This window comes from Streptomyces sp. JLBT605, assembly GCF_058215555.1.
Map to the genome: position 1 here is coordinate 1,658,705 of NZ_CM177087.1, position 23,895 is coordinate 1,682,599.

At 72.5% G+C, this 23,895-nt stretch carries 18 protein-coding genes; 3 read left to right on the plus strand and 15 right to left on the minus strand.

Annotated features, from left to right (window positions below):
* Nucleotides 1-405 precede the first annotated feature (405 nt).
* A complete protein-coding gene (nsdA, locus tag AC4BDD_RS07480; RefSeq protein WP_490690182.1) occupies nucleotides 406-1,833 on the minus strand; it encodes a transcriptional repressor NsdA in 1,428 nt (475 codons plus the stop codon).
* Nucleotides 1,834-2,375: 542 nt separating this feature from the next.
* On the opposite strand from nsdA, the gene AC4BDD_RS07485 reads away from it, so the two are divergent.
* On the plus strand, nucleotides 2,376-3,056 hold the full coding sequence (locus AC4BDD_RS07485) for a bifunctional DNA primase/polymerase (protein WP_490690183.1): 681 nt from the start codon (nucleotides 2,376-2,378) through the stop codon (nucleotides 3,054-3,056).
* Between the two features lie 89 nt (nucleotides 3,057-3,145).
* On the opposite strand, the gene ftsY is transcribed toward AC4BDD_RS07485, so the two are convergent.
* On the minus strand, nucleotides 3,146-4,393 hold the full coding sequence (ftsY, locus tag AC4BDD_RS07490) for a signal recognition particle-docking protein FtsY (protein WP_490690184.1): 1,248 nt from the start codon (nucleotides 4,391-4,393) through the stop codon (nucleotides 3,146-3,148).
* A gap of 210 nt (nucleotides 4,394-4,603) precedes the next feature.
* On the opposite strand from ftsY, the gene AC4BDD_RS07495 reads away from it, so the two are divergent.
* A complete protein-coding gene (locus AC4BDD_RS07495) occupies nucleotides 4,604-6,079 on the plus strand; it encodes a purine-cytosine permease family protein (RefSeq protein WP_490690185.1) in 1,476 nt (491 codons plus the stop codon).
* Nucleotides 6,080-6,170: 91 nt separating this feature from the next.
* Here the strand turns inward: AC4BDD_RS07495 and AC4BDD_RS07500 are convergent, their stop codons facing one another.
* The 4 genes from AC4BDD_RS07500 to AC4BDD_RS07515 all read right to left on the minus strand — a co-directional run bounded on the left by AC4BDD_RS07500 (nucleotide 6,171) and on the right by AC4BDD_RS07515 (nucleotide 12,914).
* Nucleotides 6,171-7,601, minus strand: coding sequence for a sugar porter family MFS transporter (locus AC4BDD_RS07500; RefSeq protein ID WP_490690186.1), 1,431 nt, complete (start codon nucleotides 7,599-7,601; stop codon nucleotides 6,171-6,173).
* A gap of 186 nt (nucleotides 7,602-7,787) precedes the next feature.
* Nucleotides 7,788-11,801 carry an AAA family ATPase gene (locus AC4BDD_RS07505; protein WP_490690187.1) on the minus strand — a complete coding sequence of 1,338 codons (4,014 nt, stop codon included), beginning with the start codon at nucleotides 11,799-11,801 and terminating at the stop codon, nucleotides 7,788-7,790.
* A gap of 252 nt (nucleotides 11,802-12,053) precedes the next feature.
* Nucleotides 12,054-12,260, minus strand: coding sequence for a hypothetical protein (locus AC4BDD_RS07510; protein WP_490690188.1), 207 nt, complete (start codon nucleotides 12,258-12,260; stop codon nucleotides 12,054-12,056).
* A 372-nt stretch (nucleotides 12,261-12,632) separates the two neighbouring features.
* Entirely contained in the window at nucleotides 12,633-12,914 is a 282-nt protein-coding gene (locus tag AC4BDD_RS07515; RefSeq protein ID WP_490690189.1) for an acylphosphatase, read from the minus strand.
* A 133-nt stretch (nucleotides 12,915-13,047) separates the two neighbouring features.
* On the opposite strand from AC4BDD_RS07515, the gene AC4BDD_RS07520 reads away from it, so the two are divergent.
* Nucleotides 13,048-13,965 carry a CAP domain-containing protein gene (locus tag AC4BDD_RS07520; protein ID WP_490690190.1) on the plus strand — a complete coding sequence of 306 codons (918 nt, stop codon included), beginning with the start codon at nucleotides 13,048-13,050 and terminating at the stop codon, nucleotides 13,963-13,965.
* Between the two features lie 5 nt (nucleotides 13,966-13,970).
* Here the strand turns inward: AC4BDD_RS07520 and mutM are convergent, their stop codons facing one another.
* From mutM to AC4BDD_RS07565, 9 genes are all read right to left on the minus strand, one after another.
* Nucleotides 13,971-14,882, minus strand: a complete 912-nt coding sequence (mutM, locus tag AC4BDD_RS07525) for a bifunctional DNA-formamidopyrimidine glycosylase/DNA-(apurinic or apyrimidinic site) lyase (protein ID WP_490690191.1) — start codon at nucleotides 14,880-14,882, stop codon at nucleotides 13,971-13,973.
* A gap of 380 nt (nucleotides 14,883-15,262) precedes the next feature.
* Nucleotides 15,263-16,066: a ribonuclease III gene (gene rnc / locus AC4BDD_RS07530; protein WP_490690192.1), complete on the minus strand. Its 804-nt coding sequence runs from the start codon at nucleotides 16,064-16,066 to the stop codon at nucleotides 15,263-15,265.
* 19 nt (nucleotides 16,067-16,085) lie between these two features.
* Nucleotides 16,086-16,259, minus strand: a complete 174-nt coding sequence (gene rpmF / locus AC4BDD_RS07535; RefSeq protein WP_361538710.1) for a 50S ribosomal protein L32 — start codon at nucleotides 16,257-16,259, stop codon at nucleotides 16,086-16,088.
* A gap of 2 nt (nucleotides 16,260-16,261) precedes the next feature.
* A complete protein-coding gene (locus tag AC4BDD_RS07540) occupies nucleotides 16,262-16,858 on the minus strand; it encodes a YceD family protein (RefSeq protein WP_490690193.1) in 597 nt (198 codons plus the stop codon).
* A gap of 243 nt (nucleotides 16,859-17,101) precedes the next feature.
* Nucleotides 17,102-18,265, minus strand: coding sequence for a DivIVA domain-containing protein (locus AC4BDD_RS07545; protein ID WP_490691701.1), 1,164 nt, complete (start codon nucleotides 18,263-18,265; stop codon nucleotides 17,102-17,104).
* A gap of 98 nt (nucleotides 18,266-18,363) precedes the next feature.
* Nucleotides 18,364-18,873: a pantetheine-phosphate adenylyltransferase gene (coaD, locus tag AC4BDD_RS07550; RefSeq protein WP_490690194.1), complete on the minus strand. Its 510-nt coding sequence runs from the start codon at nucleotides 18,871-18,873 to the stop codon at nucleotides 18,364-18,366.
* Nucleotides 18,870-19,454 carry a 16S rRNA (guanine(966)-N(2))-methyltransferase RsmD gene (gene rsmD / locus AC4BDD_RS07555; RefSeq protein WP_490690195.1) on the minus strand — a complete coding sequence of 195 codons (585 nt, stop codon included), beginning with the start codon at nucleotides 19,452-19,454 and terminating at the stop codon, nucleotides 18,870-18,872. The genes coaD and rsmD overlap by 4 nt, the downstream gene beginning before the upstream one ends.
* An 89-nt stretch (nucleotides 19,455-19,543) precedes the next feature.
* Complete coding sequence (recG, locus tag AC4BDD_RS07560; protein ID WP_490690196.1) at nucleotides 19,544-21,742, minus strand: ATP-dependent DNA helicase RecG; 2,199 nt, start codon at nucleotides 21,740-21,742, stop codon at nucleotides 19,544-19,546.
* Nucleotides 21,743-21,815: 73 nt separating this feature from the next.
* Complete coding sequence (locus tag AC4BDD_RS07565) at nucleotides 21,816-23,615, minus strand: DAK2 domain-containing protein (RefSeq protein ID WP_490690197.1); 1,800 nt, start codon at nucleotides 23,613-23,615, stop codon at nucleotides 21,816-21,818.
* Between the last annotated feature and the right edge of the window lie 280 nt (nucleotides 23,616-23,895).

Below are 23,895 nucleotides of genomic sequence, written 5' to 3' on the forward strand. Positions count from 1 at the left end.
TGTCGACGTCTCCTCGAAAGCGACGGCCCGTGCGGGCGAGGACGGGGGGTGGGCCGGTTTTCGCCAAGACATTGACGCAGGGGGGTTTCCGTCGATGCCGCTCGGTGTTTCGCCGCAGTGACGAACCGGAAGCGGGTGTTACGGGCGGATGAACCGCAAGATCAAGCCATCTCCCGTCCGTTACCGTGCCGCAACCATGCCGAAGCCGGCCGCGGCGCGGCGCGGCCGGCTCAGGTCGGCATGTCGGTCCGGCAGGACGGATCCGGCCGGGTGGTGCCCGGTCTCAGCCGGGTCCCGGTCTCAGCCCGGGCCGGGCCTCAGCCGGGGCCCGGCCTCAGAGGAGGCGGGTCTTGGACCGCGGCCGGGTCTCAGACCGGGAGTCGGGTCTCAGACCGTGGCCGGGCCTCAGACCGCGGTCCGGGCCTCGGCGGAGTCCGGCATCTGCTCGGCGAGGCGCTCGCTGAGCTGGATCACGGCGGGCACGTCGCCGAAGTCGCGTACCGCGGTGTCCACGGTCTTGCGCAGCCGGTTGTTCACCCGCTCGGAACGGACCTTCCTGGCGAAGGGCAGCGCCTGCTCGGCGAGGACCACGCCCTGCTCGGGCTCGCGCTGGAGCAGGTGCACGGTGGCCATGCCGATGAGGTTGAGCGCGTAACTGCGCTGGTGACCGCCCTCCTGGTCCGCCTCCTCGCCGAACAGCTCGACGGCCCGCTGCATGAAGGGGGTGGCGAGGTTGGCGTAGGTGGGGCTGCGCCCGGCGACATAGGCGAGATCACGGTAGGAGTGGGCGTTCTCGGCGTTCAGCTCGGCCTCGGAGAAGAAGCGGATCCAGTCCGGGTCGCCGTCTCCCTTGCCGCAGTCGCTGAACGCGTCCTCGGCCATCCGCACCGCCCGGTGGCACTTGGTGGGCTGGCCGATATTGGCGTAGGCGCGGGCCTCCATCGCATACAGCATCGCCTGGGTCCGCGAGGTGGCGCTCTCCCGGCTGCCGTACTGGGCGAGGTGGATCAGCTCCAGCGCGTCGTCCGGCCGGCCCAGGTGGATCATCTGGCGGCTCATGCTGGAGAGGATGTACGAGCCCAGGGGGCGGTCCCCGGCCTCCTTGGCCGCGTGCAGGGCGAGGACGAAGTACTTCTGGGCGGTGGGCTGCATCCCGATGTCGTAGCTCATCCAGCCGGCCAGCTCGGCGAGCTCGGCGGCGATGGTGAACAGCCGCTTGGAGGTGTGCGCGGGATGCGACTCCTGGAGCAGGTCGGTCACCTCGTGCAGTTGGCCGACAACCGCCTTGCGACGCAGCCCGCCGCCGCACTGGGCGTCCCACTGCCGGAACATCACCGCGGTGGCCTCCAGCAGCTCCAGCTCGGGGCCGGAGAGCCGGGTGGGGCGCCGGGAGCGGTCCGCGGCCGACTGCTGCGGCAGCGCCGGGCCGGAGGGCGCGGGCGCCAGCCAGCGCTGCATCGACTCGACCAGAGCGGGCCCGGCGGCGAGCGCGAGCGAGGTGCCCAGGAAGCCCCGGCGGGCGAGCATCAGGTCGCTGCGGGAGAACTCGCTGAGCAGCGAGACCGTCTGCGGTCCGGCCCAGGGAAGGTCGACCCCGGAGACCGAGGGCGCCTGGTGTGCCGGGCGGAGCCCGAGGTCCTCGATGCCGACCACGCAGCCGAAGCGCTCCGAGAACAGCTCGGAGAGGATGCGGGGAATCGGCTCGCGCGGCTGCTCGCCGTCGAGCCAGCGACGCACCCGCGAAGTGTCGGTACTGACGTGGTGGGCACCCAACTGCCGTGCCCGGCGGTTCACTTGGCGCGCCAGCTCGCCCTTCGACCAGCCGCTGCGCATGAACCACGATCCCAACTGCGCATTGGGGCGCTTGTCAGCACTTCCGCCGTTGCCGCCCACTGGAGGCCCCCATCCCGCGAAATCTCTAGCCTGAATCCCCATCAGAATGCCTGCCACTGCGGCCAGTTGCTGTCCGTCCAGCTGCTTTTGAGCCAGTCGGCGAGCGGGCGCATCGCAGAATCGTTGCCTCCGGCATACCCACCGACCGAGGGCGGCACCCCATCTTCGTGCACTGAAAGTAACCTCGTGATCACTGTGCTCGCGAGGCGCTTCCGGGAAACGCCACCTTTCGCCACCCCTTCGAAGGAACTGCTGTCCCGGTTCGCACGATTCACTTGACCCAGGACGACCTGGAGTGGGTCCTGGAGTGGGTGCGGCGGCCGGGAAACCCCGGGCGGATTCGGGGGAAAAGCTTGCGGCGCACGCGGCGCGGCGCACCACCCGTCGTGCTCCGCCGCGCCGCCCGCGACCGGCGGCGACCCGCGCGCGGGGCCGGGACTTTCGGGTCGTAACCATCGAGGAAGCGACCCGTTGGAGGAGGCATGGGCTTCACGATCGGCGGCATCCGGGACAAGCGGTCCGGTACGCGGCGCCGCGGCCGCGCGTCCGACTGCACGACAGTGGCGGAGTACACCGGGCTGTGGGGCTGGGATGTGGTGCCCGGCGCGCGTGCCGCTCGGGCGCCCGGTTCCCGCAGAAACGAATGCTCATGCGGTGACGTGCGGTGTCCCGCGCCGGGGGCGCATCCGCTGGCGTTCGCGGCCCCGGTGCCGGCCGGCGCCACCCTCGACGACGCGGTGGCTGCCTGGTCCGAGGTGCCGGGCGCGGCCGTGCTGCTGCCGGTGGGCCGCTGCTTCGACGTGCTGGAGGTGCCCGAGCGGGTCGGCCGCCGGGCGCTGGTGCGGCTGGAGCGGATGGGTCTGCCCCTGGGCCCGGTGACCGCGACGCCGCACGGCGTCACGCAGTTCTTCGTGGCGCCCGGCGCGGCGGCCGAGTTGCCCGCCCTGCTGTACCGGATGGGCTGGGACGGCGCCGACCTCGATCTGCGCTGCCTGGGCCCCGGCGATCATCTCACCGCCCCGCCCTCCGACCTCGGTGGTCTCGGTCCGGTGCGCTGGCTGCGTCCTCCGTCCCTGGACACCGCGGCGTGCCCGCCGGAGGCCCGGTTGCTGCTGGGCACGCTGGCCTATGTCTGCCGCGGCTTCGGGCCGCTGTGCAACTGACCGGCCGATCAGACGACGGTGCGGCCCCCCTGGCATGAGGGGGGCCGCACCGTGGTGTGGAGCACATCCCAGCCGTGGCCGGGGGTTGATCAGGCGCCGTTGCCGATGAGGGCGTCGACGAACGCCTCCGGCTCGAAGGGCGCCAGGTCGTCCGCGCCCTCGCCGAGGCCCACCAGCTTCACCGGGACGCCCAGCTCGCGCTGGACGGCGACCACGATGCCGCCCTTGGCGGTGCCGTCGAGCTTGGTGAGCACGATGCCGGTGATGTCCACGACCTCCGCGAAGACCCGGGCCTGGACCAGGCCGTTCTGGCCGGTGGTGGCGTCCAGGACGAGCAGCACCTCGTCGACCGCGCCGTGCTTCTCCACGACCCGCTTGACCTTGCCCAGCTCGTCCATCAGGCCGGTCTTGGTGTGCAGTCGGCCGGCGGTGTCGATGAGGACGACGTCCGCGCTCTCGGCGATACCTTCCTTCACCGCGTCGAAGGCGACGGAGGCGGGGTCGCCGCCCTCGGGGCCCCGGACGGTACGGGCGCCCACGCGCTCGCCCCAGGTCTGGAGCTGGTCGGTGGCGGCGGCGCGGAAGGTGTCCGCCGCGCCCAGCACCACGGACTTGCCGTCGGCGACCAGGACGCGGGCCAGCTTTCCGGTGGTGGTGGTCTTGCCGGTGCCGTTGACCCCGACGACCATGACGACGCCCGGCTTCTCCTCGCCGTTGGTGCCCACCCCTGGCTCGGTGTGCACGCTGCGGTCGGCCTCGGTGCCGATCAGGTGCAGCAGCTCCTCGCGCAGCAGGCCGCGCAGCTCGTCCGGGGTGCGGGTGCCCAGGACCTTGACCCGCTCGCGCAGCCGCTCGACCAGCTCCTGGGTGGGCGCCACACCGACGTCGGCGGTGAGCAGGGTGTCCTCCACCTCCTCCCAGGTCTCCTCGTCGAGGTGCTCGCGGGAGAGCAGCGTGAGCAGGCCCTTGCCCAGCGAGTTCTGGGAGCGGGAGAGCCGGGCGCGCAGCCGGACCAGCCGGCCGGCCGTCGGCTCGGGCACCTCGATCGCCGGCGCCTCGGGCTCGGCGGGCGGGGCTTCGGGCGCCGCCTCGGCCTCCGGGGCGGGCGGGGCCTCGGTCGCCGGCAGGCCCACCTCTTCGATGGTCCGGCGCGGCTTCTCCAGTACGGGGGTTTCGGCCTCCTCGCCGACGTGCGGCTCGGCGGGCGGCGCGGTGACGGACGGGCTGCTCGGCGGGGCCGGCGGCAGCTGCTTCTTCTTGCGGCTGCTGACGACGAGCCCGCTGATCGCGGCGAGCGCGATCACAGCGATGGCTACAGCAAGGATGACGAATTCCATAACCCTCTCAGTATCAGCCACGTATGCGGAATCGCTGCCCCGTGTTTGGTGATGAGGACCAAAGCCTCCAATGGCTCAAAGTTGGAGCAAGCCACGATGGCATGCGACGCTGTGACGCGCGTAGAGTCCTGCGCGTTCCCCTGTACTCCGGTCGGGCCCCCGTCTGTCCACGGTCAGGTGCCCGACCCTCCCCGCACGGAGCTCCTCCCCATGGACCACTCCCCCGCTCCCGCCGCCGCCGACGGCGAAGGCGCCATCGAGACCCGAGGCATCGAACCGGTACCCGACAACGAGCGGCACGGCAGAGCGCGGGAGCTCTTCCCGACCTGGGTCGCCGCCAACATCAGTGTGCTGCTGCTGACCATGGGCGCGGGCCTGGTGGTGTTCAACGGGCTGAGCCTGTGGCAGGTGCTGCTCGTCGGTGTCTGCGCCTCCGCCGTCTCGTACGGCATGGTCGGACTGGTCTCGCTCGCCGGCAAGTGGGGCGGGGCGCCCGGGCTGATGCTCTCCCGCGCGACCTTCGGCGTCCGCGGCAACTACTTCCCCGGCATGATCCTTTGGATAGCCCGGTTCGGCTGGGAGACGATCAACGCGGTCACCGGCGCGTACGCGATCCTGACCGTGCTGAAGCTGCTGTTCGGCATCGAGAGCAGCACCCCGCTGATCGTCGTCACCCTCTTCGCCTTCGTCGCCTGCACCTTCCTGGTAAGCGGCATGGGCCGGAAGGTGCTGGCGGTCTGCAACACCTGGTCGACCTACCTCTTCGGCGCGTTCAGCGTGGCCGTGCTCGGCTACCTGATCGCCACCGTCCACTGGGACGAGGTCTTCTCCCGCCCCTCGGGCAGCACCTCGCTGCTGATCGCGGGCATCGGCACCATCGCGGCCGGCGGCATCAGCTGGGTCCCCTCCGGTCCGGACTTCACCCGCTACCTCCCCCGCCACACCAGCAGCCGCGCCATCGTGGGCACCACGGTCTCCGGCGCCGCGATCGTGGTCGTGCCGATGGTGCTGATGGGCGCGGTGATGGCGGCCTCCCGGCCGGACCTGGCCTCGGCTCCGGACCCGGTCTCCTTCCTCGGCGACGTGCTGCCGATCTGGCTGGCGGTCCCTTACCTGATCACGGCGCTGGTCGGCATGCTGCTGATCAACAGCCTGTCGATGTACTCGGCCGGTTTCACCGCGCAGACGATGGGTGTGAAGCTGCCGCGCGCGCTGGCGGTCAGCATCAACGCCGTCATCTCCCTGGTCGGCGGCCTGGTGCTGATGCTCGTCGCCAAGAGCTTCCTGTCTTCCTTCATCGCCTTCCTGACCCTGCTCGCCGTCTCCTTCTCGGCGTGGATCGGTGTCTTCTCCGTCGACATGGCGCGCCGCCGCCGGCGTGCGGTGCGCTATGACGAGGAGGCGCTGACCGACACCGGCCGGGGCAGCCGCTACTGGTACTCCGGCGGCTTCTGCTGGCAGGCGATGACGGCATGGGTGGCGGCGCTGGCCGTGGGTCTGTGCTTCACCAAGGTCGAGTGGTTCACCGCCCCGCTGGCCGACAGCTGGATCGGCCGCAACGGTCTGGGCTGGGCGGTGACGATCCTGGTCGCCGCGGTGCTCTTCGCGGTGCTGCCCGCCCCGCGCGAGGGTTCCGGTGAGGGGAGCCCGGCCGAGTCCGAGCGCGAGATGGCCTCCGCCGGCTGATCCGAGCATCGTCCGCGCCGTTCGGAAAACACCGCTGCCCCGGCTCGTGTGAGCCGGGGCAGCTGCGTGTGGAGAGTGGACTGGCGGGGGGTTAGCCCATCTCCTCCAACGCCTTGCCCTTGGTCTCCGGCACCCACTTGAGGATGAACGGGACCGAGAGCGCGGCGAAGACGGTGTACATGATGTAGGTCGCCGACAGGTTCCACTCGGAGAGGCTGGGGAAGCTGGCGGTGATGGCCCAGTTGGCGATCCACTGCGCGGAGGCGGCGACGCCCAGCGCGGCGGCGCGGATCTTGTTGGGGAACATCTCGCCGAGCAGCACCCAGACCACCACGCCCCAGGAGAGGGCGAAGAAGAGCACGAAGGCATGGGCCGCGATCAGGGCGACGGTGCCCTCGGTGTCCGGCAGCACGACGGTGTCGCCCGAGCCGGTCTTCGCCGAGAACGCCCAGGCCACCAGGGCGAGGGAGAGCGCCATGCCGACGGAGCCGATGAGCGCGAGCGGCTTGCGGCCGATCCGGTCGACGAAGATCATCGCGATCACGGTGCCGACGATGTTCACGATCGAGGTGGTGAACGAGTAGAAGAAGGAGCTGCTCGGGTCGACGCCCACCGACTGCCACAGCGTCGAGGAGTAGTAGAAGGCCACGTTGATGCCGACGAGCTGCTGGAAGACCGACAGGCCGATGCCGATCCAGACGATCGGCAGCAGTCCGAAGCGGCCGCCGAGCAGGTCCTTGAAGGTGGACTTCTCCTCGCTGTGCATGGCCTGCTCGATCTCGGCGACCCGGGCGTCGAGATCGACGTCCTTGCCCTCGACCTCGGCGAGCACGGTCTTGGCCTTGTCGATCTTGCCGACCGAGATCAGGAAGCGGGGCGACTCGGGGATGGCGAAGGACAGCAGTCCGTAGAGCGCGGCGGGCACGACCATCACGCCGAGCATCCACTGCCAGGCTTCGAGACCGGCGATCTCACCGCGCTGTTCGCCGTCGGCGAGGTTGAGGATGCCCCAGTTGACGAGCTGGGAGATGGCGATGCCGATGACGATCGCGGCCTGCTGGAAGGAAGCGAGGCGACCGCGGTACGCGGCCGGGGCGACCTCGGCGATGTAGGCCGGGCCGATCACCGAGGCCATGCCGATGCCGATGCCGCCGAGCACCCGCCACATGGCCAGGTCCCACAGCGAGAAGGGCAGCATCGAGCCGACGGCGCTGATGGTGAAGAGCACCGCGGCGATCTGCATGACCCGGATGCGGCCGATCCGGTCGGCGAGCCGGCCGGCGGTGGCCGCGCCGACCGCGGAGCCGATCAGGGCGATGGCGACGACCTGGGCGAGGGCCGCGGAGCCGATGTCATAGCGGCCTCGGATCGCCTCGACGGCGCCGTTGATCACGGAGCTGTCGTATCCGAAGAGGAAACCGCCCATCGCGGCGGCGGCGGTGATGAAGATGACGTGGCCGAGGTGCTCCGGTTGGGCCTTGCGGCCTCCGGGTTCCTTCGCCGTCGCGGTGGTGGTGGTCAACGTGAACTCCCTGACTCGATAACGTCGCCGAACCTTGAAGGTAAAAGCAACGTTGCAGACCCTATGCCTTCAAGTTTCGAAGTCAATAGCTTGTGACTAAGAAGTCTGGGCAGCTGACTATCGGGCTTGCCGAGCATCGACTTCAAGAAGTGAAGGGCGCAGGGAACCAGGGAGAGGCGGCGGAGCTCAGCGCAGTCGCTGGCTGATCACCTTGGAGACGCCGTCGCCCTGCATGGAGACGCCGTAGAGCGCGTCCGCGACCTCCATGGTCCGCTTCTGGTGGGTGATCACGATCAGCTGCGAGCTCTCCTGGAGCTCCTCCATGATGCGGATCAGCCGCTGGAGGTTGGTGTCGTCGAGCGCCGCCTCGACCTCGTCCATCACATAGAAGGGGCTGGGCCGCGCCTTGAAGATCGACACCAGCAGCGCCACCGCGGTCAGCGACCGCTCCCCGCCCGACAGCAGCGACAGCCGCTTGACCTTCTTGCCCGGTGGACGGGCCTCCACATCGACCCCGGTGGTGAGCATGTTCTCCGGGTCGGTGAGCACCAGGCGGCCCTCGCCACCCGGGAACAGCCGGGAGAAGACCCCCTCGAACTCCCGGGCGGTGTCCCGGTACGCCTCGGTGAAGACCTGCTCGACCCGCTCGTCGACCTCCTTGACCACCTGGAGCAGGTCGGCCCGGGTCTTCTTGAGGTCCTCCAGCTGCTCGGTGAGGAACTTGTGCCGCTCCTCCAGCGCCGCGAACTCCTCCAGCGCCAGCGGGTTGACCTTCCCCAGCTGCTGGTAGGCGCGCTCCGCGGCCTTGAGCCGCTTCTCCTGCTGGGCGCGTACGAACACCACCGGCTGGTTGCGCGGATGGTGCGGGTCCTCCGGCAGCTCCTCGCCCTCGGCCGGCGGGGAGGCGGGTACGAGCTGGTCGGGGCCGTACTCGGCGACCAGCCCGGCCGGCTCGACGCCCAGCTCCTCCAGCGCCTTGGTCTCCAGTTGCTCGATCCGCAGCCGCTTCTCGGCGCCCAGCACCTCACCACGGTGGACCGAGTCCGTCAGCTTGTCGAGCTCGGACTTGAGCTCGCGCCCCTGGTTGCGCTCGGCGACGAGCTCCTGTTCGCGGGCGGCCTTGGCTCGCTCGGCCGCGTCGCGTTCCGCCTCCGCCCGGAGCAGCGACACCTCGACGTGGGCGAGCAGCTGCCGGGCGCCGGACGCGACCGCGGCCGCCACCTGCGCCTCGTGCCGCAGCCGGGCGCGCCGCTGCTCGGCCCGCGCCCGCGCCTCGCGCTCCGCGCGCGCGGCGCGGTCCAGCGCGTCGGCGCGCCCCGCGAGCCCCTTGACGCGCTCCTCGTGCGTCCGCACCTGGAGCCGCGCCTCCATCTCGGTCTGCCGGGCGTTGGCGCCGTCGGCCGCCAGCCGGTCGCGCACCGAGGTGTCGGGCTCGTCGTCGGCGTCGGCGGCCACCTCCTCGGCCACGGCGAGCCGTTCGGCGAGCACCTCGGCCTCCTCCTGGGCGCGGAAAAGCGCCTCCTCGGCCCGGGCGGCGGCCGCGGTCGTCCGCTCCGCTTCCCCGGCGGCTGCCCGGGCCGCACCGGCGAGGCGGCCCAGAGCCTGCGCGACCTGCGACTTCTCCCGGTCGGCGGCGCTGCGCCGGGCGGCCAGTTCCTCGACGAGCGCGGCGGCGGCGGTGCGCCGCTCCCCCGCCGCGCGCTGCCGCTCGGCCAGCTCCTCGCACCGCACGTCCAGCTCGGCCAGCTCGGCGGCGGCCTCGTCGACCGCGGCCTGGACCTCCAGCAGGCTGGGCGCCCCGGCGGAGCCGCCCTGCGCCAGGTGCGTGCCGAGCAGGTCGCCCTCGGCGGTGACGGCCGTCAGACGCGGGTGCGCGGCGACCAGGTCCTCGGCGTCCTCCAGGGTGGGAACGACCACGACGTCGCGGAGCAGCCGCCGCACCGCGGCCACCAGGCCGGCGGGCCCGCGCACCAGCTCCGCCGCGCGCAGGGCGCCGTCGACGCCGGCCGCCTCCTCCCCGGTTGCCTCGGCGGCGTACGGCCCAACCTGTGCCGGAGCGGCCTGGTGCGTACCGGGGGCGGCCGAGGACGGCGCGCCGTGGCCAGTGGATCCGTCTGCCGCGGCGGGTCCGGCCGGCTCCGCGCCGAGCCGCGTGGACGTCCCGCCCGAGGCCGCGGCCTGGCCCGAACCGTCCGGGCCACGCCCCGATCCCGGCTCCGGGCCGCCGGGGCACGCTCCGGGCTGGGGGGCGCCGGGGCGCGCTCCGGAACCAAGAGAGAGGCCCTGCGCAGGAACGTCCGGGCCGGAACCGTGCGCCAGAGCCTCCGGCCTGGGCCCCTGCCCCGGCACTCCCGGCACAGGCCCGTCCCCTGGGACGTCCGGTCCGGGCCCCTGGCCGGGCACGGAAGGGGCGGGTCCGCCGGCGAAGCGGTCCGCGCCGGCCGCCCCGGGCTCGCCCGAGGAAGGGGCCGACGGGTCCGGTGGGCCGCCCAGCAGCAGGGTGGCGCGGCCCGCGTCCTGCTTGCGCAGCAGGCGCAGCGCTTCGGCGGCCGTGGCCGGGTCGGTGACGGCGAGCGCGTCGGCGGCGGCGCCCAGGGCGGCGGCGACCGGGATCTCGTGGCCGGGGGCGACGGTGAGGAGTTCCGCGGCCGGGCCGAGCAGCCCGGTGAGCCGGTCGGCGGCGGCCAGCAGCGCCCCGGTGCCGTCCTTTCTGCGCAGTCCCAGGGCGAGGGCGTCGTGCCGGGCGGCGGTCGCGGCGCGCTCGCGCTCGGCGGCGGTGGCGGCCTCGCGGGCCGCGCTGAGCAGGGCCTCGGCCTCGGCGAGCTCCTGTTTCGCGGTCTCGTGGCTGCCGGCCAGTTCCAGGTCGCCCGCGTCGAGTCCGTCGACCTCGGCCCGCAGGTGCTCGTACTCCTCCTCGGCGGTGACCGCCCGCTGCCGCGCCTCGTCGCGGGCGGCGGCCAGCCGGTCGATCTCGGCCTGGGCGGAGGCGGCGCGTCCGCGGGCCGCGTTCACCTGGCCGTGCAGCCGGGCGAGGCCCTCGCGGCGGTCGGCGATGGCCCGGGCGGCGTCCTTGAGCCGGCGCTCCTCCTCCGCCAGTTCACGCTCCAGTTCGGCGCGGTGCGCGGCGGTGTCCTCCAGGGCCCGGCTCGCCGCCTCCAGCGCGGCTTCCAGCTCGGCCTCCTGCTCGCGGATGCGGGCCGCCTCCCGCTCCATGTCCTCCGGGTCGCGTCCGCGCCGCTCCTCGGTGGGCGCCGAGGTGGCGCTCTTGACCCGGGCGTCGGCCAGGCTGATGGTGCCGCGGACCCGCTCGGCGAGCTGGGACAGCTCGTACCAGGTCTGCTGGGCCTGCTGGAGCCGGGGGGTGAGCTGCCGCACCTGCTCCTCCAGGGCGGTCTCCCGCTGCTGGGCGGTGCGCAGCCGCGCCTCGGCCGCCTCCTTGCGCTCCTTCAGCGCGGCCTCGTCGGCGATCTCGGCGCGCAGCGCCTCGCGCAGGGTCACCAGGTCGTCGGCGAGCAGCCGCAGCCGGGCGTCGCGCAGGTCGGCCTGGATGACGGCGGCGCGGCGGGCCACCGCGGCCTGCCGGCCCAGCGGCTTGAGCTGGCGGCGCAGCTCGTCGGTGAGGTCCTGGACGCGGGCCAGGTTGGCCTGCATGGCGTCCAGCTTGCGCAGCGCCTTCTCCTTGCGCTTGCGGTGTTTGAGGACTCCGGCGGCCTCTTCGATGAAGGCGCGGCGGCCCATCGGGTCGGCGTGGAGTACGGAGTCGAGCTGGCCCTGGCCGACGATGACGTGCATCTCGCGGCCGATGCCGGAGTCGGAGAGGAGTTCCTGGATGTCCAGCAGACGGCAGGTGTCGCCGTTGATCTGGTATTCGCTGCCGCCGTTGCGGAACATGATCCGCGTGATGGTGACTTCGGCGTATTCGATGGGCAGCGCGCCGTCGGAGTTGTCGATGGTGAGGGAGACCTCGGCGCGGCCCAGCGGAGGGCGGCCGGTGGTCCCGGCGAAGATGACGTCCTCCATCTTGCCGCCGCGCAGCGACTTGGCACCCTGCTCGCCCATGACCCAGGAAAGGGCGTCCACGACATTGGACTTGCCCGAGCCATTGGGGCCGACGACGCAGGTGATGCCCGGTTCGAAGCGCAGCGTCGTGGCGGAGGCGAAGGACTTGAAGCCTCTGAGGGTCAGGCTCTTGAGGTGCACGCCGTCGGACTCTACTCCCTGGTCCGGGCCCTCCCGATTCCGTCACCTTTTCGGTTTCGCCCAGGAGGGCGAGGGGCACAAAGGTCGGTAAGGAACGCCAGGGGTGCCGCTGGAGCAGCGTCGGGGCCGGGTGTCCGTGGGAATCCCGGGACACTCGGGGAGCGGGGGGAGATACGACGAAGGGACGCCGGGGCGTCCCTTGCAGATTCTCAAGCGGCTGACGTTTCAGCCTGACCTGCCCGAAGGCTTTGGTCAGGCGAGCGCAGGCTCCGCCTTGGGTACGTCGATGCCGTCGAGCAGCGAGTCGCTCCGGTGTGCGGCAGCCGAAAGCGCGTCGTTCTCGGCCTGGATCCGGATAAGCTCGGATTCAAGGTCCTGGACGCGCTGCTGAAGCCGTCGCATCTCGGCGAGGACTCGGGGGTCGGAGCCGCCGACGTAGCCGAGTAGCGCCTTTGCCATGATGGATGGTCCTCCACACTGAGTGACCGACCTAAGCGGTGTGGGTCGTGAGGGATTCGCACCCGCGATGTCTGTCATCATTGCGGTGCTCAATGCCAAACAATTAAGGTGCGCGGGGCTTCCAGCGTCTCACCAAAAAGTTTGACGGTCAACACGATCACACCCCGTATCGTCCGCCGAGCCCGGGGGCAGGCTCCCGCATATTCGGCGGAAGCGGCCCCTCCGCAGGCCCCGGAGGGGTGGAGAGATCATCCTTGAAAGGCAGCCTTCCACGGCGCGGCCCGATTGGCAACCACCTGCCCATTCCTCCCCCGCGCGGCTGCCTGCGGCACCCCTGGAAGAGGGGCCGGGGGCGCCCGGGGGCGGGTCCGTTCAGCGGGCCTCGAAGGTGTCGTATCCGCCGCGCGCGGTGTCCCAGATTTCCGTGACGCCGTCCACGCGGCCGGGCGTGTCGCCGCACTGCAGCCAGTCGAGCAGCTGTTCGCATTCCGCGCGCGGCCCCTCCGCCACGACCTGCACCCGCCCGTCGGCGAGGTTCGACACGAAGCCGACGAGGCCGCCGATGCGCAGCGCGTTGGCCCGGGTGAACCAGCGGAAGCCCACGCCTTGCACCCGGCCCCGGACCCAGGCGGTGAGGCGGACGTTCTCGTTCATATGGGAACGCTAACCGGCTGATTGTCCCCGGGACACATCGGCCCCGGCGGCCATGGCGTAGAGTCCCGGCCCAACACCACTCACCCGAACGGGTGAAAGACGCTTGCCGCCGATGACGTGAGGAAGGCAGTGGATGGGCCGCCATCGACGCTCTGCCCCCATACCCCCGGCAGCACCGCCGGCCGACCCCGAACCCGATCCGTCCTCCGGGCGCCGGCGGGCCGGCCACCGGGGCACGCGTCGTCGCGGTCCTCTGACCCCGGTACGGACCGGCCTGCTGGGCGCGTCCGCTGCCGTGGTGCTCGGCGCGGCGGCGATGAACTCCGGCATGCTGCCCGGCGGTGATCACATGCTCGGCGCGAACGACGGCGCCGGCCGGGTCCGCACCGACAGCCTCCCGACGAGCGACCCCGGCACCCAGGGCGTACCGTCCGCCACGCCGACCGACCGCGGCACCCCGTCGGCCAGCCGGAGCAGTGACCGCTCGAAGGCTCCCACCCGCGCCCCGAAGCCTTCCGCCGACCCGTCCCGGAAGCCGTCGGCCAAGCCGTCGCCGTCCCGGACGGCGGACCCGCGGGAGCGGACCGGGGACAGCGACACGCGGCCCACCCCCTCCCGGACGGCCACCCCCACGCCCCGCCCGAGCAGTACGCCGAGCACCCCCTCCGACCCGGAGACGGCCGCCGAACGCGAGGTGCTCGATCTGGTGAACCAGGAGCGGGCCCGGGCCGGCTGCTCACCGCTGACCGCCGACCCCGAACTCGCCGAACTGGCCGGGGACTTCAGTGCGGACATGGACGCCCGCGACTTCTTCGACCACACCGATCCGGACGGCCTGGACCCCTTCGAACGGGCCGAACAGGCGGGCGTCACCAACCTGGGCGGCGAGAACATAGCGCGCGGCCAGGCGAACGCGCAGTCGGTCATGGACTCCTGGATGAACAGCGCCGGCCACCGCGCCAACATCCTCAACTGCGACTTCCGCACCATGGGCGTCGGCGCGCACTTCGCCGAGGGCGGCCCGTGGTGGACCCAGGAATTCGGCTTCTGAGCCGGTCAGCGTCCCCGCGCCGCGAGGGAGGGACGTGGCGGACGCTGGCAGCGCGGGCAGAAGTAGCTGGACCGGTTCATCCAGGGGCGGCGGCGGATCGGCGTGCCGCAACGGCGGCACGGCTCGTCCTCGCGGCCGTAGGCGTCCAGCGACCGTGAGAAGTAGCCGGACTCGCCGTTCACATTGACGTAGAGGCTGTCGAAGCTGGTGCCGCCGGCAGCCAGCGCGTCGCTCAGCACCTCCCGGATGTGCCCGAGCAGTTCGGCGGTGCGTGGCCGGGCGAGGGTGGCCGTGGGCCGCTCGTAGTGCAGCCGGGAACGCCACAACGCCTCGTCGGCGTAGATGTTGCCGACGCCGCTGATCAGCGACTGGTCGAGCAGGGCGCGCTTGATGGTGGTGCGACGCCCGCGCAGCGCTTCGTGGAAGGCCGCGTCGTCGAACGCCGGGTCGAGCGGGTCGCGCGCGATGTGCGCGATGGCGTCCGGCAGCCCGTCGGTGGCGCCCGCGGCGACGCCGTGCAGCGACAGACCACCGAAGGTGCGCTGGTCGACGAAGCGCAGCTCGGTGCCGGCCGCCTCACCGAGCGCGGCGGGCACCGGCGAGTCGGTGAACCGGATGCGGATCCGCAGGTGCTTCTCGTCGGGCACGTCGTGCGGCTGGACCAACAGCTGGCCGCTCATGCCGAGATGGGCCAGGACGGAGATATCGGCGCCCTCGACGGGCAGCCACAGGTACTTTCCGCGCCGCCGGGCCTCGCCGATGCGCCGGCCGGTGAGGCGGGCCGCGAAGTCCTCGGCGCCGGCGGGATGGCGGCGGATTGCCCGCGGGTGCAGCACCTCGACCGAGGCGACGGTGCGGCCGCTGACCCAGCGGTCCAGCCCGCGCCGTACGACCTCGACTTCTGGGAGCTCGGGCAAGGGGTCTCCTCCGCGAGTGGCTCTTCTACGTGGGCAGCGCTTGCCGCCGAGAGCTGAGGTTTCGTATGCGAGGTGCGGCCGGTGGCCGGGTTGTGCCCACCCTCCCCCAGACTTCGTCCGGGGGTGCCCCCATCGCCCTGCGGAACGGCTGCCCACAACCGGGGGCAGGCGCGCCGGACGGCGGGAGGGGGTGGGGCCGGGTGCCGCCCGCAGTGCGGCGATTCGCCAGCCGCGCCCCGCGAGCGACCAGTAGATCGCCGCCGAGGACCGTGCCCCGGCCCGCACCCGACCACCCGCCGAACGTCAGCAGCCCGGCGAGCGGCGAAAGGGCACCATGCCCGCCGGTTGATCCGGACGGGCACGGCGCCCTGTCGTGCGTCTCAGCGCGCAGCGTCCTCCGCGGCGCCGGCAGCGGCAGCCGCCGCGGCCTCCGCCTTGGCGGCCTCAGCCTGCGCGGCGTCGGCGGCCGCGCGGATGGCCCGCCAGGCGGCTTCCGCCGCCTGCTGCTCCGCTTCCTTCTTGCTGCGGCCGGTGCCGGTGCCGTACGCGACACCACCGACGCGGGCAGCAGCCGTGAAGGTCTTCTCGTGGTCGGGACCCGTCTCCGAGACCAGGTACTCGGGCACGCCCAGACCCTCGGTGGCGGTCAGCTCCTGGAGGCTGGTCTTCCAGTCCAGGCCGGCGCCGAGGTTCGAGGACTTCTCGATGAGCGGGTCGAAGAGCCGGTGCACCAGTTCGGCAGCGGCGTCGAGGCCCTGGTCGAGATAGACCGCGCCGATCACCGCCTCCAGGGTGTCGGCCAGGATGGACGCCTTGTCCCGGCCTCCGGTGCCCTCTTCACCCCGGCCGAGCCGGATGAAGGCACCGAGGTCAAGGCCGCGGCCCACCTCCGCCAACGCGCGCGAGTTGACCACCGCGGCCCGCAACTTGGCCAGCTGGCCTTCGGGCAGGTCGGGGTGGATGCGGTACAGCGTGTCGGTGACCACCAGGCCGAGCACCGAATCCCCGAGGAATTCCAGTCGCTCGTTGGTGGGCAGACCGCCGTTCTCGTACGCGAAGGAGCGATGGGTCAGCGCACGCACCAGAAGGGCGGACTCAAGTTGGTACCCGAGCCGCCCTTCCAGAATCGTGTGGGACGAGGCTGTGTCCGTCGGCGTCTTCTTCGACGAAATGCCGTCTGACATGGAGCCTGTCACCCGCCGATCAGACCGCGAGGACCTGACGCTTGTTGTAGGTGCCGCAGCTCGGGCACGCGATGTGCTGCAGCTTCGGCTCCTGGCAACGCTCGCACGCAACCAGGGTGGGGACCGCAGCCTTCCACTGCGACCGGCGGTGGCGCGTGTTGCTGCGCGACATCTTCCGCTTCGGAACAGCCACGGCTACTTCTCCTGCTTCTCGTCGACGCCCGCTTCGGCGCCGCTCATCTCGTCCTTCTCGCCGCCCTGGATGGTCTCGGCGAGTCCCTGCAGTGCCGCCCAACGGTTGTCGACGGCGTCGTGGTGGTGGTCCGGGTCGTCCGCCAGCCGCGCCCCGCAGTCGGGGCACAGACCTGGGCAGTCTTCCTGGCACACCGGCTGCAGCGGCAGTGCCAGCACCACCGCGTCCCGCAGCACGGGTTCGAGGTCGAACATGTCGTCCTCGAGGAAGAGCCTGTCCTCCTCCTCGGCGTCGTCGTCCGAGTCCGCTTCGCGGCCCCAGGCGTCGGCGTCGGGGTAGGAGAACATCTCCTGGAAGTCCGCGTCGAGCTCTCGCTCCAGCGGCTCCAGACACCTTACGCACTCCCCCGTCAGCGGCGCACGGGCGGTGCCTGTGACAAGCACCCCTTCCATGACCGACTCAAGGCGGAGGTCGAGCTCCACGGTCGCGCCCTCACGCACCCCGATGACCTCGATGCCGAGATCCGCGGGTGCGGCGATCGAGCGGGAGAGGCGCTTGAGCGCACCGGGACGCCGACCCAGCTCGCGTGTGTCGAACACGAGCGGGGCACGGTGGTCGAGGCGGGCGTTCAGGGCTTCCTGCTTTCTACGCTGCGGCACGGACCGCCCGGCGCGATGCGCCGCGGGCAGCCGAGATCGCGGACGTACTCGCGACCGAAGAACCAGGGTACTGGACGGGTCGCCATAGACCCAATCCGAGCCCCCTCGTCTTCGGCCCGGGCACGGATCGGAAGGCGGGACCGGGCGCGGGGCGGAGCCGGCGGGCCGGCGACCGCACCCGCCCTAACGGCCCTGCTCGTACTCGCGCAGCTGGTCGAGGTTGATCATGCTGGTGTCGAAGAAGCTGGTCTCGTCCAGCGCGGCGGGAGCCTGCGGAGCGTGCTGCGGGGCGTGGGGATGGCCGACCGGCTGGCCGTGCGTGCCGCTGTGCGGGTCGGGCGCGGTGGCGTAGCCGCCGTCCTGGGCATAGCCCTGGTAGCCGTCGTAGCCGCCGTGGGTGTCGTAGCCCTGCTGCTGCCAGCCGTAGCCGTCCGACTGCGGGTAGCCGCCCTGCGTGGCGTACGCGTCGGCGGCCTGCGGGTACTGCTGCTGGTAGTCGTAGCCGCCCTGCTGGTAGTCCGCGGTGGCGTAGTAGTCCTGCTGGGCCGCGGGGGCGGCGGGCGGCGCGACGGGGGCGGGGGGCACGGCCGGGGCGGCGGGCACGGCGACGGCCTGGGCCTGGGCGAGGTCGGCGAGGTAGTCGTCGTCGCTGGCGCCGTGCGCGTACGCGGCCTCCTGGGCGTCCTGCGCCGCCATGTGGGCGCCGAGTTCGTCGGTGGGGCGGGCGCCGAGCAGCTTCTGCCGGCCCCGGCCGACCGCCTCGAGAGTCTTGGCCAGCACCGCGGCGACGGCGCCGAGCTTGGTGTCCACGTACTCGTCGGCCCGCTGCCGCAGGACCTGCGGGTCGGCGCTGCGCTCCGGCCCCTCCTCCGGCAGGCCGTTCGCCTCCATGGCGCCGGCGGGCGCGCGGCCCAGCAGCTTCTCCCGGCCGCGGTCCACCGATCCGAGGGTCTTGGTGAGCACGACCTCGAAGTTGGCGAGCTTGCTGTCGACGTAGTCGTCGGCCTCGGCGCGGATCTCCTCGGCCTCGGCGCGGGCCTCGGCCAGGATCCGGTCGGCCTCCTCCTGGGACTGCCGGGCGATCTGGGTGTCCGCGATCAGCGACTCGCGCTGGGCGTGCGCGGACTCGATGATCCGCTCCGCCTCCCGGCGGGCCTCCTCGACCACCTGCTCACGGCCGCCGAGGACCTCCTGGGCCTGGGCGAGGGAGCCGGGGAGCGCGGCGCGCACCTCTTCGAGCTTGGCGAGCAGCTCGGCTCGGTTGACCACGCACGAGGCCGACATCGGCATCGACCGGGCGCTGCCGACGGCTTCGACGATCTCGTCGAGCTTTTTCGATACGTCCACCTGGGTGCTCGCCACTCTCTTTGACGGATGGGCACGAACGGGACGACTGTACGGCCAGTCGTGTCCCGCCCGACACCTACTGACGGGCAGTCAGCCCGTCAGCGTCGGCCCAGCCGCGCGGTGAGCGCCTGGAGCACCTGCGGGGGCACCAGGTGGGACACGTCGCCGCCCCACGCCGCCACCTCCTTGACCAGGCTGGAGGAGAGGAAGCTGTAGGTGGGGTTGGTGGGGACGAAGAGGGTCTCCACGCCGGAGAGGCCGTTGTTCATCTGGGCCATCTGGAGCTCGTAGTCGAAGTCGCTGACGGCCCGCAGCCCCTTGACGATGGCGGGGATGTCGCGCTGCTTGCAGAAGTCCACCAGCAGCCCGTGGAACGCCTCCACCTGGACGTTTCCGTATTCGGCGGTGACCTCGCGGAGCAGCTCGATGCGCTCCTCGACGGTGAACAGCCCCTGCTTGGCCTTGTTGATCATCACGGCGACGTACACCTCGTCGTAGAGCCGGGAGGCTCGCGCGATGATGTCGAGGTGTCCGTTGGTGACGGGGTCGAAGGACCCCGGACAGACTGCGCGGCGCAACAGTGGTTCCTCGCTCTCCGGTCCGTTCATGACGCGTTGTCGCACGTCGAGGCGGCGCGACCGTACCAGAGCGTGCCCTCGCCGTAACGACGGGCCCGCAGCCCCTCGAACCCGGCGGGCCACCGGAATTCGCCGCCCCTGGTACTGCGCTCCACGGTGACCAGTGCGTCGGCCGTGAGCCAGCCGTTCTCGGTGAGTGTGAGGAGGATCTCCCGAAGATCGTCGTCGCCGACGGCGTAGGGCGGGTCGAGGAAGAGCACGTCGTACGGCTCCGCGGGCGCCGGCTGGGCGCTGATCTGCTCGGCCTTGGCGGTCCGCAGCTCGGCGCCGGGCAGCCCGATCGCCTTGACGTTCTCCCGGATGACCCGGGCGGCCCTGGCGTCGGACTCCACCAGCAGCACATGCCCGGCGCCCCGGGACAGCGCCTCCAGGCCGACCGCGCCGGAACCGCCGTACAGGTCCAGCACCCGCAGGCCGTGCAGCGAGCCGAGGAGCGATTCCCAGGTGGAGAACAGGCCCTCGCGCGCCCGGTCCGAGGTCGGGCGGGTGCCGGTGCCCGGCGGCACGGCCAGGCGCCTGCCGCCGGCTGCTCCGGCGATCACGCGGGTCATGGGTACGGCAGTCCTTCAAGTCGAAACGGTCGGACCCCCACGATATGCCCAGGCGGGTCTCGCCGATCAGGCCGGATCGGTGCGGCCCCTCAGCCCTTGTCGAGGTAGCGCTCGCGTTCGGCGTCCAGCAGGGCGTCGAGCGCGGTGCGCAGCTGGGGCAGCTCGGTGAGGTCGGGGTCGGCGGCGACGGTGGTGATCGCCTCTTGGCGGGCTGCCGCGATCACCTCCTCGTCCTCGATGACGGCCAGCATCCGCAGGCTCGACCGCACCCCGGACTGGGCCTGCCCGAGCACATCGCCCTCGCGCCGCTGCTCCAGGTCGATCCGGGACAGCTCGAAGCCGTCCAGGGTGCCGGCCACCGCCTCCAGCCGGGCCCGGGCGGGACTTGCCGGCGGCATGTCGGTGACCAGCAGGCAGAGCCCGGGGGCGGAGCCGCGGCCGACCCGGCCGCGCAGCTGGTGCAGCTGGGAGACGCCGAAGCGGTCCGCGTCCATGATCACCATGGCGGTGGCGTTGGGGACGTTGACGCCCACCTCGATGACGGTGGTGGCGACCAGCACGTCCAGCTCGCCGCCGGCGAAGCGCCGCATGACCTCGTCCTTGGCCTCCGGCTGCATCCGGCCGTGCAGGGCGGCGATCCGCAACCCCCGCAGCGGGCCGGCGGCGAGCTGCTCGGTGATCTCCAGCACGGCCAGCGGCGGGCGCTTCTCCGCGGCGTCTTCGGCGGACTTCTTCTTCGGCGGCTCCTCCTCGTCGCCGATGCGCGGGCAGACCACGTACGCCTGGTGGCCGGCCTCCACCTCCTCGCGGACCCGCTCCCAGGCACGGGCGAGGAAGTGCGGCTTGTCCTGGGCGGGCACCACATGGCTGGCGATCGGGGAGCGGCCGGCCGGGAGCTGGTCCAGCACGGAGGTCTCCAGATCGCCGAAGACGGTCATGGCGACCGTCCGCGGGATGGGGGTGGCGGTCATCACCAGCAGGTGGGGCGGTTGCTTGCCCTTCGAGCGCAGGGCGTCGCGCTGCTCGACGCCGAAGCGGTGCTGCTCGTCGACGACCACCAGCCCCAGATCGTGGAACTTCACCTTGTCCTCGATCAGGGCGTGGGTGCCGATGACGATCCCGGCCTCGCCGGTGGCCAGGTCGAGCAGCGCCGCCCGGCGGGCGGCGGTGCCCATCGAGCCGGTGAGCAGCACCACCCGGGTGCCCTGCTCGCTGCCGCCCAGCAGGCCCGCCTCGGCCAGCTCCCCCATCATCTCCACGATCGAGCGGTGGTGCTGCTGGGCGAGGACCTCGGTGGGGGCGAGCATCGCGGCCTGCCCGCCCGCGTCCACCACGCCGAGCATGGCGCGCAGCGCCACCATCGTCTTGCCGGAGCCCACCTCGCCCTGGAGGAGGCGGTGCATGGGGTGCTCGGTGGCCAGGTCGTCGAAGATCTCCTGGCTGACCTTGCGCTGGCCCTCGGTGAGCTCGAAGGGCAGCTTGGCGTCGAAGGCGTCCAGCAGTCCGCCGGGGGCGGGACGGCGCGCGACGGCGGGCAGCTGGGCGTCGGCGTGCCGGCGGCGGGCCAGGGCGACCTGGAGCACGAACGCCTCGTCCCACTTGAGGCGCTGGCGGGCGAGGGCGATGTCCGCCTTGGTGGCCGGGCGGTGGATCCGGAGCAGGGCGTCCGGCAGGGGGATCAGCCCCTGGCCCTCGCGCAGCGCGCCGGGCAGCGGATCGACCAGGCCCTCCCAGCCGGTGGCCGTGAGGGTGTCGAGCACCGCCCCGACGGCCTTTTCGATCTTCCAGGACTCCAGCTGGGCGCAGGCCGGGTAGAGGGGCCGCTGGTACTGGGCGAACGCCTGGACGGCTTCGGCGCCGTCGTCCTTGCCGAGCATCTCGTACGCGGGGTGGGCGAGCTGGCGGACGTTGCGGAAGACGCCGACCTTGCCCGCGAACATCCCGCGGCGGCCGGGCAGCAGCTCCTTCTGGTGGGCGTAGACGGCCCGGCCGAAGAAGACCAGCTGGAGCCGTCCGCTGCCGTCGGTGAGCGTGACCTCCAGCCGCTGGCCGCGGCCGTTGTTGAACTTCAGCACCCGGGCGTCGGCGACCTGCGCGACGACCGTGACGTGCTCGTCCAGCGGCAGGTCGTTGAGCCGGGTCAGCTCACCGCGCTCGGCGTACCGCCGGGGGTAGTGGTGCAGCAGGTCCCCGACCGTGTGCAGGTCGAGGTGGTCGGCCATCACCTTCGCGGTGCTGCCGCCGAGGATCTTCTTCAGTGGTTCGTCGAGCGCGGGCACGCAGTCCATTGCACACCACGGCTCTGACATTCCGGGTCCGTTCGGGGTCTGCGCCGGGTCTGCGCCGGGTCTTTTCCGGGGGCTACTCGATGCCGATGATCAACGGGACGGTGGGCTGCTCGCCGCGGTAGACCACCGTGTCGACGGCGAGATGGCCCGCGCGGACGTGCTGTGCGAGGGCGTCGGCGACCTCGTCGGCCACGCCCGCGCCGAGCACCAGGGTGACCATCTCGCCGCCCGCCGCGAGCATCCGGTCCAGCACGGCCCGCGCCGCCTGGGCCAGGTCGGGGCGGATGACCGCGACATCGCCACCGATCAGCCCGAGGACGTCCCCGGCCTGGCAGACCCCGGCCATGGTCCATGACTCGTGCTCGGCGACGGCGAGTTCGGCGTGGCGGGTGGCGCCCGCGGCGGCGGTCATGGCCACCACGTCCTCGTCGAAGCGGCGGCCGGGTTCGTGGACGGCGAGTGCGGCGATCCCCTGCACCGCGGAGCGGGTCGGGATCAGGGCGACCCGTACCCCTTCGGCACGGGCCTGCTCGGCGGCGGCCGCGGCGGGGTGCCGCCAGGCGGCGTCGTCGATCAGCAGCACCACCTCGCGGGCGTGCGCCCGCCGGATGGCCTCGAGGAGCTCGCCGCTGGCGGGGGGTTCCCCGGGGCGCGCGGTCACCACGGTGGCGCCGGAGTCGGTGTACAGCCGGGCCAGGCCGTCGCCGGGCACCACCGCGACCACCGCGCGCGGCGCCCGCTCGCCACGGGGGTCGGTCCGGTTCTCCGGGGGCTCGGGCGGCTGCGGGCAGGCGTCCTGGCGCGGGTCGCGGGCCGCTTCGGCCGCGGCCCCGAAGTGGGTGATGCGGATCCGGTACGGCCGGCCGGCGGCGATGCCGGCCTCCACCGCCGCGCCGGCGTCGTCGACATGGACGTGGACGTTCCACAGGCCGTCCCCGCCGACCACGACCAGGGAGTCACCGAGCGTGTCGAGCCGGGCGCGCAGCCGCTCGACGGCCGGGGTGTCGGCCTCCAGCAGGTAGATCACCTCGAAGGCGGGAGACGGGGGCTGCGCCGAGGGGGCCGGGACCGGCCCGGTCCGCGAGGCGCCGTCCGCCGTGCCCGGGCTCCCGGCGGGCGGTGCGGGGCGGTGGAGGCGGCCGTGGTCGGGGGCGGCGGGCCGGGCCGGGGGTTCGCCGGAGAGCGCCTCGGACAGGGCGCCGAGCACCGCGACCAGGCCGTAGCCGCCCGCGTCGACCACGCCGGCCCGGCCGAGGGCGTCGAGCTGGTCGGGGGTGGCCGCCAGGGCGGCGCGCGCGCCCTCCCAGGCGGCCCGGGCCACCGCGGCCACGTCGCCGGTCGCCCGGCCCGCGGTGTCGGCGGCGACCGCGGCGACGGTCAGCACGGTGCCCTCCACGGGGTGGGCCACGGCGGTGTACGCGGATTCGGCGGCGTGCCGCAGGGCGCGCTTGAGGGTGTCGGCCCCGGCCGCCGGGTGCCCCGCGGGCGCGGTGTCGCCGGGCGGCGTCCGGTCGTCGGAGGCCAGGACGTCGGCCAGGCCGCGAAGCAGCTGGGCCAGGATGGTGCCGGAGTTGCCGCGGGCGCCGATCAGGGCGCCGTGGGCCATGGCGCGTATCGCGTCGTCGAGGCCGGGGCGGGAGGCGTCACCGGTGGCGGCGTGCCCGGTGAAGGCGGCGTCGACGGCGTGCGCGGCGGACTCGGCGGTGAGGTAGAGGTTGGTCCCGGTGTCCCCGTCGGCGACCGGATAGACGTTGATGGCGTCGATGTCCTCGCGGGCCCGGCCGAGGGCGTCCAGCGTCAGTGCGCACCAGGTGCGTACCGCATCGGCATCAAGGGGGTACCCCCGGACGGAGTCTGGGGGAGTGTGCGGCACCTTGCGTCCTCCTGGATCCCGGGCGAACGGCCCGCGCGAGCGTCCTGCTCGCGGCGGGGTGATGGATGGGGGCTCACCGCAGAGTAGTCGCGCCTCGCGGGCCGGGTGGAGGGCCGCCCCCGCGCGGTTCGGGCCGGTCATGGTAGTTTCGTTCTGCTGGAGCGGCCGTTGTATGCTGCTCCGGTTGCCCGATGCGAATCGGGCTCTCCCCCTGGCACGGCCGGTCATTCACGATCCTGGCGCGCCGGGATTTCACCGTACGTGTATCTGAAGTCTTTGG